The organism is Aggregicoccus sp. 17bor-14, from assembly GCF_009659535.1.
Lineage (GTDB): Bacteria > Myxococcota > Myxococcia > Myxococcales > Myxococcaceae > Aggregicoccus.
Genome location: NZ_VJZZ01000016.1, coordinates 88,344 through 102,454, shown reverse-complemented (window position 1 = coordinate 102,454; position 14,111 = coordinate 88,344). Strand labels below are relative to the sequence as shown.

General features: G+C 71.8%; 16 protein-coding genes. 9 read left to right on the top strand and 7 right to left on the bottom strand.

Annotated features, from left to right (window positions below; genetic code table 11):
- Positions 1-27 precede the first annotated feature (27 nt).
- Together FGE12_RS25225 and FGE12_RS25220 are read left to right on the top strand one after the other, a co-directional pair.
- Positions 28-216, top strand: coding sequence for a hypothetical protein (locus tag FGE12_RS25225; protein WP_153869158.1), 189 nt, complete (start codon positions 28-30; stop codon positions 214-216).
- Positions 213-647 (top strand): HPP family protein, encoded by a 435-nt coding sequence (locus tag FGE12_RS25220; protein WP_153869157.1) that lies wholly within the window; start codon positions 213-215, stop codon positions 645-647. Before FGE12_RS25225 ends, FGE12_RS25220 begins: the two co-directional genes overlap by 4 nt.
- On the opposite strand, the gene FGE12_RS25215 is transcribed toward FGE12_RS25220, so the two are convergent.
- Together FGE12_RS25215 and hemN are read right to left on the bottom strand one after the other, a co-directional pair.
- Complete coding sequence (locus tag FGE12_RS25215; RefSeq protein WP_153869156.1) at positions 631-1,173, bottom strand: hemerythrin domain-containing protein; 543 nt, start codon at positions 1,171-1,173, stop codon at positions 631-633. The genes FGE12_RS25220 and FGE12_RS25215 overlap by 17 nt on opposite strands.
- 2 nt (positions 1,174-1,175) lie before the next feature.
- Positions 1,176-2,549, bottom strand: a complete 1,374-nt coding sequence (hemN, locus tag FGE12_RS25210) for an oxygen-independent coproporphyrinogen III oxidase (protein WP_153869155.1) — start codon at positions 2,547-2,549, stop codon at positions 1,176-1,178.
- 179 nt (positions 2,550-2,728) lie between these two features.
- Here hemN and FGE12_RS25205 point away from each other — a divergent pair, with 179 nt between their 5' ends.
- Positions 2,729-3,898: an NnrS family protein gene (locus FGE12_RS25205; RefSeq protein ID WP_194798258.1), complete on the top strand. Its 1,170-nt coding sequence runs from the start codon at positions 2,729-2,731 to the stop codon at positions 3,896-3,898.
- Between the two features lie 51 nt (positions 3,899-3,949).
- Entirely contained in the window at positions 3,950-4,777 is an 828-nt protein-coding gene (locus FGE12_RS25200) for a DUF6544 family protein (RefSeq protein ID WP_153869153.1), read from the top strand.
- Positions 4,778-4,796: 19 nt separating this feature from the next.
- Here the strand turns inward: FGE12_RS25200 and FGE12_RS25195 are convergent, their stop codons facing one another.
- Positions 4,797-5,681, bottom strand: coding sequence for a LysR family transcriptional regulator (locus FGE12_RS25195; RefSeq protein WP_153869152.1), 885 nt, complete (start codon positions 5,679-5,681; stop codon positions 4,797-4,799).
- Positions 5,682-5,799: 118 nt separating this feature from the next.
- Here FGE12_RS25195 and FGE12_RS25190 point away from each other — a divergent pair, with 118 nt between their 5' ends.
- A complete protein-coding gene (locus FGE12_RS25190; protein ID WP_153869151.1) occupies positions 5,800-6,519 on the top strand; it encodes an SDR family oxidoreductase in 720 nt (239 codons plus the stop codon).
- Between the two features lie 63 nt (positions 6,520-6,582).
- Positions 6,583-7,005 carry a VOC family protein gene (locus tag FGE12_RS25185; protein ID WP_153869150.1) on the top strand — a complete coding sequence of 141 codons (423 nt, stop codon included), beginning with the start codon at positions 6,583-6,585 and terminating at the stop codon, positions 7,003-7,005.
- 1 nt (position 7,006) lies between these two features.
- On the opposite strand, the gene FGE12_RS25180 is transcribed toward FGE12_RS25185, so the two are convergent.
- Positions 7,007-7,348, bottom strand: coding sequence for a hypothetical protein (locus FGE12_RS25180; protein WP_228531083.1), 342 nt, complete (start codon positions 7,346-7,348; stop codon positions 7,007-7,009).
- 605 nt (positions 7,349-7,953) lie between these two features.
- On the opposite strand from FGE12_RS25180, the gene FGE12_RS25175 reads away from it, so the two are divergent.
- The 3 genes from FGE12_RS25175 (at position 7,954) to FGE12_RS25165 (ending at position 11,010) form a co-directional block, all read left to right on the top strand.
- Positions 7,954-8,442 (top strand): HPP family protein, encoded by a 489-nt coding sequence (locus tag FGE12_RS25175; protein WP_153869149.1) that lies wholly within the window; start codon positions 7,954-7,956, stop codon positions 8,440-8,442.
- Between the two features lie 310 nt (positions 8,443-8,752).
- The gene (locus FGE12_RS25170; RefSeq protein WP_153869148.1) at positions 8,753-9,292 is read left to right on the top strand and encodes a hypothetical protein; all 540 of its coding nucleotides are present in this window, start codon (positions 8,753-8,755) and stop codon (positions 9,290-9,292) included.
- A gap of 560 nt (positions 9,293-9,852) precedes the next feature.
- Positions 9,853-11,010: an ISAs1 family transposase gene (locus tag FGE12_RS25165; protein WP_153869147.1), complete on the top strand. Its 1,158-nt coding sequence runs from the start codon at positions 9,853-9,855 to the stop codon at positions 11,008-11,010.
- A gap of 39 nt (positions 11,011-11,049) precedes the next feature.
- Here FGE12_RS25165 and FGE12_RS25160 read toward each other — a convergent pair whose 3' ends face one another.
- Genes FGE12_RS25160 through nirK form a run of 3 tightly spaced genes read right to left on the bottom strand, consistent with a single transcriptional unit; the run spans position 11,050 to position 14,035 of the window.
- Positions 11,050-11,667: an SCO family protein gene (locus tag FGE12_RS25160; RefSeq protein WP_194798257.1), complete on the bottom strand. Its 618-nt coding sequence runs from the start codon at positions 11,665-11,667 to the stop codon at positions 11,050-11,052.
- Positions 11,664-12,476 carry a formylglycine-generating enzyme family protein gene (locus tag FGE12_RS25155; protein ID WP_153869145.1) on the bottom strand — a complete coding sequence of 271 codons (813 nt, stop codon included), beginning with the start codon at positions 12,474-12,476 and terminating at the stop codon, positions 11,664-11,666. The genes FGE12_RS25160 and FGE12_RS25155 overlap by 4 nt, the downstream gene beginning before the upstream one ends.
- A gap of 2 nt (positions 12,477-12,478) precedes the next feature.
- Positions 12,479-14,035 carry a copper-containing nitrite reductase gene (nirK, locus tag FGE12_RS25150; RefSeq protein WP_370459142.1) on the bottom strand — a complete coding sequence of 519 codons (1,557 nt, stop codon included), beginning with the start codon at positions 14,033-14,035 and terminating at the stop codon, positions 12,479-12,481.
- Between the last annotated feature and the right edge of the window lie 76 nt (positions 14,036-14,111).

Sequence of the window (14,111 nt, the reverse complement as noted above, 5' to 3'; positions counted from 1 at the left end):
CCCCCCTGTGAAGAGAAGGAGCACGGAATGCAGCGGACGGACGTGGTGACCGGTTGGATCGAGGGCGTGGAGCCGGAGCGCGCCTGGCGCCTGATGGTGGCGGCGCTGGTGGCGCTCTTCGCGCTCGGGGTGATGCTGGGCGCAGTGGAGGCGCGGGCCTCGGCCTCGGCGCCGCAGCGCGCAGGGGCCGTCACCGCGCGCGGGTCGGCCGCATGAAGGCCGGGGCACCCGCGGGAGTCGGAGACGCCACGCCGCTGCGCGACGTGATGACGCGCGCCGTGGTGAGCGTGCGGCCCGAGCAACCGGTGGACGAGGCGCTGCAGCTGCTCGTGGAGAACACCGTGAGCGGCCTGCCGGTGGTGGACGCCGAGCACCGGCCCGTGGGGATGCTCTCGCGCGCAGACGTGCTGGAGGAGCAGCTGGACACGCTGCGGGTGGGCGCGGGCGCCCAGCCGGTGCGCGTGCGCGACGTGATGACCGGGCACGCGCTCACCCTGCCGGAGACTGCGAGCGTGGGCGAGGCAGCCCTGCTGATGGGCAGCTACGCGGTGCACCGCGTGCCGGTGGTGGACGAGGCGGGGCGCCTGGTGGGCATCGTCTCCACGCTGGACGTGCTGCGCTGCCTCGCGTTCAGGCCTCCGCGCTGAGCCGCTCGAGCTCGCGCCGCAGCAGCTGCAGCGCATCCGAGAGCCGCCCGTGCCCGAGCTCCGTGCGCGCGAAGCGGTGGCGCACCGGCTCGAGCAGGTGCGCCGGGAGCAGGCGCTGCACGAGCGGGAACACCTTGCCCTCCTCGTCCGCCGCGTGCGCGCGCTGGTGGCGCACGTAGCGCGCCGCGGCCTCGAGCACCGGCTCCTGCTCGCCCCCCGCGGTCCACGCCTGCACGGCGGTCTCCAGGTCCTCGGCGAGCGCGTGGCCCAGCGCGTGCGCGAAGCCCAGGTGGGGCAGCAGCGCGTCGCCGACTGGCAGTGCCTGCATCGCCATCACCGCGAAGAGGGCGCTCTCCTTCTCGTGATGGCTGCCCTCGGCGTGCGCGAGGAAGAAGCGCGCGAGCTGCGCGAAGGCCTCGGGCGGCGACGGGCGGCCGGCCCTCGCCGCGGCGCACGCGCGCTCGAGCAGCCCGAGCGCCCGCTCGATGTCTCCGTGCTCCGCCTGCAGCAGCTGCAGCACGTGCATGGCTACACCGTCTGGCTGAAGCGCGGGCGCTCGGCGCGCGCGAGGTAGGAGTCGAACACCATCGCCACGTTGCGCACGAAGAGCCGCCCGAGTGCCGTGAGCTGCAGCTGGGTGCCGTCGCGCACCAGAAGCCCGTCCTCCTCGAAGGCGCGCAGCCGCTCCAGCTCGGGGGCGAAGTACTCGGGCGCGTCCTCGCCCAGGTCCACCCAGAAGTTGCACATCACCTGGGTGATGAGGGCGCGGCGGCGCTGGTCGTCCGCGCTCAGGCGCAGGCCGCGCTCGGTGGCGAAGCGGCCGCCCGCGATGCGCTCGTAGTAGTAGGGCAGCGCGCGCACGTTCTGGGCGTAGGCGCCGCCCACGTCGCTGATGCCGGTGCTGCCCACCGCCACCACGTCCGGCGCGGCCTTCACCGTGTAGCCCTGGAAGTTGCGCCCCAGCGTGCGCCGCTCCTGCGCGCGCGCGAGCTCGTCGGTGGGCAGGGCGAAGTGGTCCATTCCGATGGGCCGGTAGCCTGCCTCAACGAAGGAGCGGTACGCGGAGCGGAACAGGTCCAGCTTCACCCGCGTCACCGGTAGGGCTTCCGCCGGCATGCGCTTCTGGTGCTTGAGCACGTCCGGCATGTACGCGAACGAGTAGACGGCGAGCCGGTCCGGGGCCATGCCGCGCACCAGCTCCAGCGTGCGCGCCCAGCGCTCCGGGTTCTGGTGCGGCAGGCCGTAGATGAGGTCGAAGTTCACGCCGCCGAAGCCGAGGCTGCGCCCGTAGTCGAGCAGCGAGCGCGTCTGCTCGGGGGTCTGCAGGCGGTTCGTCGCCTCCTGCACCAGCGGGTCGAAGTCCTGCAGCCCCATGGAGAGGCGGTTGAAGCCGAGCCGGCGCAGCAGCGCGAGCTGCGAGCGGGTGGTGAGCGCGGGGTGGATCTCGATGGCCACCTCGGCGTCCGCCTGCGGGCGGAAGTGGCGGGTGATGGCCGCCCACAGCCGCTCGATCTGCGCCTCGGAGAGGAAGGTGGGCGTGCCGCCGCCCCAGTGGATCTGCGAGAGGCTGCGGCGCGCGCCCAGGCGCTCGGCCACCATCGCGAGCTCGAGCTCCAGGTGGTCCAGGTAGCGGTCCGCCGCGCCCTGCTCCTTCGAGATGACCACGTTGCAGCCGCAGTACCAGCACAGGCTCTTGCAGAAGGGCAGGTGCACGTAGAGCGAGAGCGGCGCGTCCTCGCCCATGTGCGCCGCCGCGTCCAGGCGCTCACCGAAGGCCTCCGCCCCGAAGGAGTCGTGCCACTCGGGCGCGGTGGGATAGCTGGTGTAGCGGGGCCCCGCGACCGCGTAGCGGCGCATCAGCGCTTCGGACGGCGTGGGCACTTCGAAGGAGGTGAGGCTCATGAGGCCGGGTGATTCCAATCCCCGTGCCAGCCTTCACGCGGGGCAGCGGCGCCCCCGGGCGCGCAACCTTTGCGCGGCGCCGGTTCTAGAAGCGCAAAACGGGCGCAGCTGTCCCCTCTCCCCCTGGGAGAGGGACGGGGTGAGGGAAGCGGGCGCAGCCCATGCATCTGGTCCACCCCATGACGACCACCTTCCTCTCCGCCCCCACCTGGCGGCGCGAGCCCTACCGCCTCCTCTTCCCTCTCGGCGCGCTGCTGGGGGTGGCGGGCGTGCTCCCCTGGCTGCTCTTCGGGCTGGGCGCGAGCCTGCGCTACGACCCCGTCTTCCACGCGCTCGCGCTGGTGCAGGGCTTCCTCGCCTCCTACGTGCTGGGCTTCCTCTTCACCTTCGTGCCGAGGCGCACCGCCACGCGCGCGCCCGCGGCCTGGCAGATGGGGCTCGCGCTGCTGCTGCCCGTCGCCCTCACGGGGGCCGCGTGGATGGGACAGCTCGCGCTGAGCCAGGCGCTGTGGGTGCTGCTGTTGCTCATGCTGGTGGGCTTCGTGGGGGCGCGCGCGCTGCGGCCGCAGAAGCAGGTGCCCGGCGGCTTCGCGTGGCTGCCGGTGTCGCTGGTGATGGGGCTCGTGGGCTCGCTGCTCACCGCGGCGCCCGCCGAGCTGCTGCCGATGGGGCACCTGATGGGCCAGGGGCTGCTCACGCAAGGCATGCTCACCGGGCTGGTGCTGGGCGTGGGCACGCTGCTGCTGCCCGTGCTGCTCTACGCGCGGCCGCCGGCGAATCCCGGAGACCACCTGCTCGGCGTCACGGGCCTGCTGCACCTGGGCGCGGCGCTGCTCTTCATCGCGAGCTTCTGGCTGGAAGCGGCGCGCTCCACGCAGCTGGGCTACGCGCTGCGCGCGGCGGTGTGCGCGGGCCTGCTCGTGGGCCCCATGGGCCTGTGGCGCGCGCCCACCGAGCGCGGCCTGCACCGGCGCTTCGTGTGGCTCAGCGCGTGGCTCCTTCCCGTGGGCTACGCGCTCGTGGCGCTGTTCCCCGCGCACCGGGTGGCGGGCGAGCACGTGGTGTTCATCGGAGGGCTCGCGCTGATCACCCTGTCCATCAGCACGCACGTGGTGCTCGCGCACGGCGGCTATGGAGGCCTGCTGCGCGCGAGCCCGTGGCACGTGGCGGGCTGCGGCGCGCTGAGCTTGAGTGCGCTCCTGCTGCGCGGGCTCGTGTCGCTGGACCCGGCGCACTTCCGCGGGTGGCTCGCGGGCGCGGCCGCGTGCTTCCTCGGCGCGCTCGCGCTGTGGGCCGCGCTGGTGGTGCCTCGGCTGCGGAGTGCGCCTCCGCGCGCGGAGGCTGGCTGAGCGGAGACTCGCGCGGCGCAGGGCCGCGCAGGACGTGGAGGAGGTCGCACCATGAGGCCGTGGTCGGGTATCGGGCTGCTGGTGGTGGGCGGTGCAGTGGGCGCCGTGGCACTCGCGCACGCGCGCTGGCGGCGGGACACGGCGTGGGCGGTCGTCCAGCTGGAGCGCCTCGAGCCCGCGGGGCGTACCGTTTCCGCGGAGCTCCCCGCGCCCGTGGCCCGCTACTTCGCCTTCGCGCTGCCCGCAGGTCAGGCGCCCATCCGCGGCGCGCACGAGGTGCAGCGGGGCGAGTTCCTCCTGCGCCCCGGCACCTGGAGCCCCATGCGCGCCGAGCAGCACTTCTCCGGGGGCACGCCGGGCTTCGTGTGGGACGCCTCCATCCGGATGAATCCACTGCTCACGGTGCGCGTGCGCGACAGCTACCTGCGCGGCGAGGGACGGATGCTGGGCAAGGTAGAGGCGCTGGTGCCCGTGGTGGATCAGCACGGCACGCGCGAGATGGCGGAGGCCTCGCTGCAGCGCTGGCTCGCCGAGACCGTGTGGCTTCCCACCGCCCTGCTCCCGCGCGAGGGGCTCACCTGGTCAGCCCTCGATGCGCACACGGCGCGCGTGACGGTGCAGGACTCGGGCGTCTCCGCATCGGCGGACTTCCGCTTCGGCGCGCAGGGGGAGATCGTCGAGGTCTCCGCGCTGCGCTACCGCGACGTGGATGGCAGGCCCGTGCTCACGCCCTGGAAGGGACGCTTCTGGAGCTACGAGCGCGTCGACGGGATGCAGGTGCCGCGCGGGGCCGAGGTCGGCTGGGAGCTGCCCGAGGGCCTGCAGCTCTACTGGCGCGCGCGGCTGGAGTCGTTCGAGTACGCGCTCGAACAGCGGTAGCGCCGCGCGCTCTGGAAGCTCAGGCCTGCGTGCGCACCCACTCGAGCGCGAGGCGCACGCGCGCAGGGAGCAGGCGCCGCGAGGGATAGACGGCGTACAGCTCGCGCGACTCCACGCTGCGGCCCGGGACCGTCAGCTGCTGGAGCGCACCGCCCTGCGCCTCCACGTCCTCGAGTGGGGCGCATACCACCCCGAGCCCGCGCAGGGCCGCGTCGAGCGCGACGCGCGGGTCGTTGACCGTGACCCGCTCGCGCGGCCGCACCACGTCCAGCGAGCCGTCGCGGCGGCGCAACCTCCAGCCACCTGGCCGGCTGAAGACGGCGGGCAGTGTGCCGAGGACGTCGCGCGACACGCGCGTGCGGCCTCCGAGCGCCTCGCGCACGAGGGCGGGGGCCGCAGCGAGCGTGAAGGGGACCGACCAGAGGTGACGCGCGACGAGCTCCGCGTCCCGCACGGGCCCCGCGCGGAAGGCGAGGTCGACGCCCGCCTCCACCAGGGGGACGACGGCGTTGCTCAGGTCGAGCTCCAGCGTGACGCGCGGATGGCGCGCGACGAAGGCGAAGAGGGCAGGCGCCACGCGGCGTGCGCCCGTCATCACCGGCGCCGTCACACGCAGGCGTCCGGCCGGCTCTGCCTCGCGCTCGGCCGTCGACTGCAGCGCCACGGCGAGGCCATCCACCAGGGGCGCGGCGCGCTCGAGCAGCCGCGCGCCCTCCTGCGTCAGCGCCACCTGGCGCGAGGTGCGCTGCAGCAGCCGGACGCCGAGCGCCTCCTCCAGGCGCACCACGCGCCGGCTCACCGAGCTCGTGGGCACGCCGGTGCGGCGCGACGCCTCCACGAAGCTCAGGTGGCGCGCGACAGCGACGAACAGCTGCAGGTCCTCCGACGGGGGAAGTCCGGTCATGGCCGCGAGGCTGCCACGTCCGCACGCCCTGCGGAGAGCGGCATCATTGCATCAATGGGATGGTGCATCTCATTTCGTCCCGTCGCCGGGAGGCGCCGCGAGGCGTATCTCCTCCCCCATGAACTTGAACGCTCGTCACGTCGTCGTCATCGGTGGCTCCTCCGGCATCGGCCTGGGCATCGCCCGGGCAGCCCTCGGCGCGGGAGCTCGCGTCACACTCTGCGGACGCTCGGAGGAGCGGCTCGCCTCGGCCGCACGGGACCTGGACGCACCGGCCCGGGTGGCCACCTTCGCCGCGGACGCGACGCACGAGGAGGCGGTGCGCCGCCTCTTCGAGACGGCGGGGCCCGTGGACCACGTGGTCACCACGACGGTGCACGTGGAGGCGCAAGGGGTGCACCAGCTCGACCTGGCGGCGGCGCAGCGCGTGCTCGACTCGAAGCTGGGCGTCGCGCTGCGGGTGGCCAAGCATGCACGGCTGCAGGCCGGTGGCTCCCTGCTCTTCGTCACCGGGGTGGCCTCCGACCGGCCCGGGCCGAGCGGCGCGGTGGTGGCCGCGGCCAACGGCGCGCTCCACTCCCTGACCCGTGCGCTGGCGCTCGAGCTTGCACCGGTGCGCGTCAATGCGCTCTCCCCCGGCTGGGTGGAGACGCCGTTGTGGGACCGCCTCGCCACACCCGCAGCGCGCGACGAGCGCTTCGCCCAGCAGGCCCAGCGCCTGCCCGCACGCCGCATCGGGACGACGGCCGACCTGGGCCACGCGGCGCTCTTCCTGCTGAGCAACGGGTTCACTACCGGAGAGGTGCTCTCGGTGGACGGCGGCCACCGCCTGGTCTGAGGAGCGCCGCGGGCTGGGGGCCTGGAATCGCAGCTCCGTCCGGGTGCTAGGCTCGAGCTCTCCATGCTCTCCTCCAGTCGACCCACGGTACGGCCGCAGCCGCTCATCGCGGTAAAGGACGTGAAGGCCAGCAGCGCGTGGTACCAGACGCTGCTGCAGGTGCACGGCGGTGACGCGGACCACCCGCACCGGCTCTTCTACGACCGGCTCTGGAGTGGAGAGAGCCTCGTGCTCCAGCTGCATCGCTGGGATGCCGAGGACCATCCGAACCTGGTGGGTGCGGATCGCGCGCCGCACGGCCACGGCGTGCTCCTGTGGTTCGAGGTCGACGACTTCGATGCGGCGGTGGAGCGCGCGAGGCGCCTGGGCGCGCGGGTAATCGAGGAGCCGCACGTCAACCCGGCGCCCCAGCACCGGGAGATGTGGCTCGAGGACCTGGACGGCTACGTCGTCGTCATCGCCAGTCCGGACGGCGAGGCGAGCTGAGCTACCTGCCGAAGGCCTGGCGGAAGTACCTGAACCAGCGCATCACGTAGGGGTTCTCACGCGAGACCCGGGCTTCCACCTCGGGCCAGTGCTCTCCCACGCCGACGCGCCGGAGCAGCTTCGCGTACTGCTTGTACTCGTGAGGGACCTTGCCCTGGATGAGCATGGAGACGATGCGTCTCCGCGCGCGCTCCTTCTGGCCCTCGTCCAGCTCTGCGCGCCGCAGGGCGCGTGCCACGTCGGACTTGATCGTTCTTCCGAAGGGGAAGTGCTGGTCCTCCTCGATGAAGTCGAGGCCCAGGGCGATGCAGGCGCGGTCACCGGCCTCGATGCCTCGGATCACCTCGTGCATCATCGGATAGACCCATCGGACGTCGCCTTCCGATTGCTCCGGCGGTGTGATGTCCGTCTGCTCGGGCACTCCGAGGTCCCGGCAGTACTGCCGGTAGCGGGCGATGATGCTGTCGCGCGACCATCGCCCTGTCCCGTTGTAGTCGCGGAGCTCCACACACGGATACTTACCAGAGCCCCGCGAGCTGCCAGCGCGGGACCCCGCTGACGAACTGGCGCTGCTTGCCGAACTTCGACGGGCTTCTCCGGCGCGCAGCTAGCCCTGCATGTACGTGAGCAACAGCGCGAGCAGGCCCACCATGTAGGCGGCCACCACGGGGCTCATGTTGAGGACGGCGTTGTCGTACAGGCTCTCCGGCATCTGATGCATGACCAGGGTCTCCACTCGGGCATGCGGGAGTGCATGCGGACTCTTCAGGAGCAAAGGCCCTGCCAGCACGGTGCCCCTGGAACCTCGCCCGCAGCCCGCAGCGCGTGCGCGCAAAGCCGCTGGAGACGCAGGCTTTTCGCCGGGCTTCCTACGCTCCGGGGAGAGGGCTCCGGCACGCTTCATGCCTTGTACGGGAGTGACACGCAGTCACTCACCTGGAGAGCCCCATGAACGTCCTGCCCTTCCCCTTCACCGACGTCACCGCGAGCGAGGAGGACCTGCTGCCCGCCCCTGCCCTGTGCACCGTGGACGAGGTGATGACGCGCAACGTGGTGAGCGTGCGGCCGGACACCTCCGCGGAGACGCTCGCTGCGCTGATGCTCGAGCACCACATCTCCGGGCTGCCCGTGGTGGACGAGGCCGGCCACCTGGTGGGCATGGTCTCCAAGACCGACCTGGTGCGCGCTCAGAACTGCGTGGACACCGAGACCATCAGCCCCCTGCCCTACGGCCAGCACGAACTGAACGGCACCACCGTGGACGACCTGATGACGCCGCACGTGCTCGCCATCTCCACCGCGACACCCCTCTCCGAGGCCGCACGCCGCATGGCGGAGGCTGGCGTACACCGGCTCCCGGTCGTTTCGCGCTCGGGCGCGCTGCGCGGCGTGCTCTCCACCAGCGACATCGTGCGCTGGGTGGCGGGGCTGCCGTAGCGGACCCATCCGTGAGCAGCAGCGCGGAGCATGGTGTGGGGCTACCTTGTGGGCACGCCCCACGCGGGCTACAGCGCAAGGTGTGTATCCACCGGCCTACAGCGTCAGCCTTCGCGTCTGGCACCCGCGAATGAGTGCGAGCGACGTCGTGGCGCGTCTTCGTCTGAAGCCCGAGTTCTCCCAGTCGGTCGGGGAGCAGCGGCGAACGCCCAAGGGCACCCCGCTCTCGGGCGTGTATGCGAAGACGTACTGCTGCTTTCCGAGGCCCCACCCTCCCGGAATGCCGCCGACACAGTTGCTCTCCCGAGACGTGCGCCGGCTCGAGAAGCACCAGCGCTTCTTCGCAGCGGTGAGGCGAGCAGGTGGCAAGGTCGAGTACTACGTGACGCTGACCTGCGCCGGCAGCGCCGGTGACGTGTTCGGCTCCGACCTGCTCGAACAGCTCGCGGCCCTGCGAATCGACCTCAGCTTGGAGGCGTTCTCGGCGCCTGGGCTACGTCAGCCCGCCCGCGTTCGAGGCGAAGGCCACATTGGTCAAGGCGGCAGCGCGAGCGGCGCCACGAAGCCCGGCCGGCTCCTGATAACTGTGGAGGGCGCCTTCGACGTGCGTCCAGGTGGCGTCACCATCCTGCCGGAAGTACAGCTGCGTACGCAGACAGCACCGCAACGCATCGTCGTCGAACTGCAGCGCCCAGATGGGCAGCGCCTCGCCGCCCAGGCCATTGCCAGCTACGTCTTCTCCGTGCCGAGGCAGCCGGACAAGGTGCGCGGCCACGAGTTGCAGTTGCTCGGCCTCACGAAGCACGAAGTGCCTGTCGGCACGCAGGTGTGGCTGACCGAAGAGCCGTAACCACCCTGTCGACCGAATCGGGGCAAGGCCAGCCACGGACAGAGTCCAAATGTGGCGCCGGAAAGACCGCCGAGAGGCGCATGATGGCAGCCCATGGAGCTGGAGATTCGAAGCCTCTGGAGCCCGGACTCGAGTCCTCCGCCAGAGGACAGGCCGAGCGATCCCGAGAACTACAGACTCTTCGTGCAGGTCGCTCTGGGCGAGCGGGGACACGAGGGCACAGAGGTATTCGGCTCACCGTCTGTTCGGCTCCTTCGGCACTTCCCGATGACGAGGGGCGCTTCATCACGCACACGCTCGTGATGCGCTCATTCTCCTGGGAGGGGCTGAGAGGTCGGCTGGAGAAACTGCTGCGGCATGCGGGCGTGCCACGCGCGACCAGCTGGGAGGAGGCCATCAACAGGCTGAAACCGTACCTCATGCACAGGACTACGACGACTGAGCGGGCTCGGAGACACGTGGGCCTACGGCGAGAAGGCCTTTTCCCTCACCCTCTCCCAGAGGGCAGGGCAAACGCATCTTGAGGGAGGCAATAACAGGCGGTTAGCTGTTGGCCGGGGATGGGAAAAGAAGCAACCGGCCAGCTTGTCGTCCGCCTCATCCTCCGCCACTTCGCGGGCCTGCGAGACCCGCGCAGTGCACGCACGCGCAAGTACGCCCTGCAGCACGTGCTGGCGATGGCGCTGTGCAGTGTGCTGATGGGGGCCGACGGCTTCAAGGCCATGGCCCTCTTCGTCGCGGACAGGCGCGCCCTCTTCGAGGAGTGGCTGGGGGCGGACTTCGGCGAGGGCACCCCGTGCGCCGACACCTTCCGGCGCGTCTTCGCGGCGCTGTGTCCGCAGGGCTTCGAGCGCGCGTTTCGCCTCTTCATCCAGCAGCTCTCCGAGTCCCTGCGGGGCCAGGTGGTGGCCTTCGACGGCAAGGCGGTGCGCGGCGCGTTGCAGCCGGCAGGAGGCCCGCTGTACCTGGTGCACGCATGGGCCGCCGAGCAGCGCCTGCTGCTTGCGCAAGCACGCGTCGAAGGGGCGCCGGGGGAGGTGGCGGGCCTCGTGGAGCTCATCGACGCGCTCGCCCTCGAGGGCGCAGTGGTGACGGCGGATGCCAACGGGTGCACCGAGGGCGTCGCGGCCGCGTGCACTCGCGCGCGGGCCGACTACGTGCTGTGCCTCAAGGGCAACCGCGGCCCCTTGCGCCGCTTTGCCGCAGGCCTCTTCATTCTCCTCGCGTGGCAGGGAGGGCTTCCGCAGCAGGGCGTGCGCCGCATGCGGCGCGAGGAGGGCTGGCGGCACGGGCGCTTTGAGGTGCGCGAGGCGTGGGCGCTGTCGCCCAGGGCCTGGCCCTGCAGCTGGCCCGGCCTCAGGACGCTGGTGCTGGTGCGCCGCGAGCGGCACCTGAAGGACGGACGCGTGGAGGTGGCCTGGCACACGTACGTCAGCAGCCTGCCCCCTCACGCCAAGCGCCTCGCCCACGCCATCCGCCGGCACTGGGGCGTGGAGAATGGCCTGCACTGGAGCCTCGACGCGCAGATGGGTGAGGACCGCAGGCGCGTGCGCGAGGCCCGGGCGGCTGAGAACCTCGCCCTCCTCACCCGCCTCGCCCTCGTCCTGCTCAAGCAGGACAAGAGCGTGCGCCTCGGCGTCGCCCTCAAACGCGCGCACGCGGCCCGCAACGACGCCTACCTGCTGCACCTGCTAAAGGGCGGACTTCCCTCGACCTGAGATGCGTTTGCCCTGCCCAGAGGGAGAGGGGACGCTGACTCAGCGGCGCGCGGACTTCACGGGCTGCTTCGCCACGGCCTCGGTCGCCGCGACGATGTCCTCGAGCGGCTGGTTGAGCCCGTCCACGCGGGCCACGGGATTCCCGCCGCGGTCCAGCAGCGTCACCACAGTAGAGTGGTTGATCATCCCGCTCGCGAGCTTGCGGTAGCGCACGCCCAGCACCGCCGCGAGCTCCTGCACCTTGCCCTCGTCCGTGCGCACCAGGTGCCAGCGGCTCGCGTCCAGGCGATGAGCCTTCGTGAGGCCCGCGAGGATCTCCCGCGTGTCCTGCTGCGGGTCCAGGCTCACCAGCACCACGTGCGTCTGCGCGCGGGCCTCCGGGCTCAGGGCCTTCTCGATGCGCTTGAGCTGCGCGATGAGCATCGGGCACGCCGCGGGGCAGCGCCCGTAGAAGAGGCTGATCAGCACCGGCTGACCGCGAAACGCGTCCAGCGCGAGCACCTTTCCGTCACTCCCCTCCAGCCGCGCCTGCAGCTGGTAGAGCGAGCCGCTCTCCGTCGCCGGCGCCGCGGCCGGCAGCGTCTCGTGCGAAGGGCCCGGGGGAGGGCTCGCCAGAGAAGAGAGGGAAACCAGCAGGGCCAGCAGCGCAGTCTTCACGGCACACCTCCGGGCGAGCGGGCGCAGCGGAAGCCCAGGTTCGCCGTCGTGTAGGCGGGCTGCAGCGAGGAGCGGAACGCGAGCCGCATGAAGCTCGCGTAGTCCTCGCGGTCCTTCGCGCTCAGCGCGCCCGCGCCGCAGAAGCGCATCGTGTCCGGGTCCCCGCTCTCGCGGCTGTCGCCGCTCACCAGCGCGTTGCCGAAGTCCAGCACCCACTCCCACACCAGCCCGTGCAGGTCCTGCACGCCCCAGTAGTTCGCCCGGCCCTGCGCCACCTCCGGCAGCCGCTCCGGCGTGGGCCGGCTGTACCAGGCGAGGATGCGCGCGAGGAAGGCCGGGTCGCGGCTCGCGTCCGGCTGCGTCTCGCTCGCGGCCGCCGCGAGCTCCCACTCGTTCTCCGTGGGCAGGCGCGCGCCGCGGGCCTCGCAGTAGGCCTTCGCCGCGAACCAGCTCACGTGCACCACCGGTGCGTTGGGCGCCGCGCGGGGCCCGAGCTTCGTGGGCGAGGCCCACAGGGCCAGGTAGTTCTCGTCCACGAAGAGGCGCGGCACCTGGCCCTTCTGCCAGCGGGGATTGCTGCGCACGAAGGCCAGGTACTGCGCGTTGGTGACGGGCGTGCGGTCGAGCAGGAAGGCCTGCACGGCCACCTCCGCCTCGTCAGGAGAGGACGGGTACAGCGGGCGCAGCACCCCCGGTCCCACCTTGGCCGCGTCCGTCTGGAGGCCGGACGCGAAGGGGGTGGAGGTGCCCAGCGTGAGGAACACCCCGAGAACGGACGCTGCTGCCTTCCCGCCGTACCCGCGCTTCATGGCTAGCGCCCCCCGGCGGCGGCCGTGGCGCTCCCGGCGGAGCGCACCTTCTGCACCTCGACCGGGCTCACCGCGTCGCCCTTGTTGCCCCAGCTGCTGCGCACGAAGGTGAGCACCGCGGCCACGTCCTCGTCGCTCAGCTGCGTCTGCGCGGGCATCACCGAGTTGTACTGGGTGCCGTTCACCGTGACGGCGCCCGTGAGGCCGCGCGTCACGATCTCCACCGAGCGCGTCTTGTTCGCCATGAGGAAGTCGCTCTTGGCGAGCGGCGGGAACACGCCCGGGAGCCCCATGCCCGTGGACTGGTGGCAGCTCACGCAGGTGGTGGAGAACACCTTCTCGCCCTGCGCCCGGAGCGCCTCGGCGGTCATCGGCCCCTTGGCGGCGGCCTCCACCGGGCGCGCCGCGGGCTCCTCGGGAGCGGCGCTGGCGAGCGCGGCGCCCTCGCCCTGCTTGCCCGAGTACACGTCCTTCGCGTCCGGGCCCTCGATGCTCATGATGCCCAGCGCGCCCTTGTTGAAGGCGCGGAACAGCGCGTGGTCCACGAGCACGTAGTTGCCCGGCACCTCGGTGGCGAACTCCACGATGGCAGAGCCGCCCGGCGGCACCACGGTGGTCTGCACGTTCTCCTGATAGCGGCTGCCACCCTCGGTGTAGACGCGGTCGAAGACCTCGCCGATGAGGTGGAAGCCGCTGGTGAGGTTGGGGCCACCGTTGCCGAAGAAGATGCGCACCTTCTCACCCACCTTCGCCTTCAGCGCGCCGGAATTGGTGAGCGCCCCCTCCGAGCCGTTGAACACGACGTAGGTGGGCTTCTCGTCGATGGCCTTCTCCATGTCGAAGGGCTGCAGGCCGCGCTCGCCGTGCTTGCCCGTGGTGTAGAAGTCGCCCTGCATCACGTACAGCTCGCGGTCCACCGGCGGCAGACCCTCGGGCGGCTCCACCAGGATGAGGCCGTACATGCCGTTGGCCACGTGCAGGCCCACCGGCGCCGTGGCGCAGTGGTAGACGAAGAGGCCCTGGTTGAGCGCCTTGAAGGTGAACTGGCTGCTCTTGCCGGGAGAGGTGAAGGAGCTCGCCGCACCGCCGCCCGGGCCCGTCACCGCGTGCAGGTCGATGTTGTGCGGCATCTTGCTGCTCGCGTTGTTGCTCAAGTGGAACTCCACCGTGTCGCCCTGGCGGATGCGGATGAACTTGCCGGGCACCTTCCCGCCGAAGGTCCAGAAGGTGTAGTCGACGCCGTCCGCGAGCTTCATCACCTTCTCGATGACCTCGAGCTCGACGATGACCTTCGCGGGCTTGGTGCGGTGGATGGGCGGAGGCACCTGCGGCGCATCCGTGAGCAGCGCCTTGATGGGCGGGCCCACGGGCTGGCCGAAGTCACCGTGCGCCGAGCCCCCCGTGTCCGGCAGCGGCGCGGCCTTGGGCGTGCGGCGCTGGGTGCGCTGCGGCGTGGCCGGCGCCTCGGAGGAGGTGTCGGGCGGAGAGAGGCAGCCAGCGGCGAGCGCCGCAGCGGCAGCGGCGGTGAGCAGCAGGGAGCGGGAAGAGGGCAGGTTCACGGCGGGGACTCCTCGGCGGAGGGCTGGACCGGGCACAGGCGCCCGCGTTCTCCGCAGTCCCTTGTGCGAAGCACAT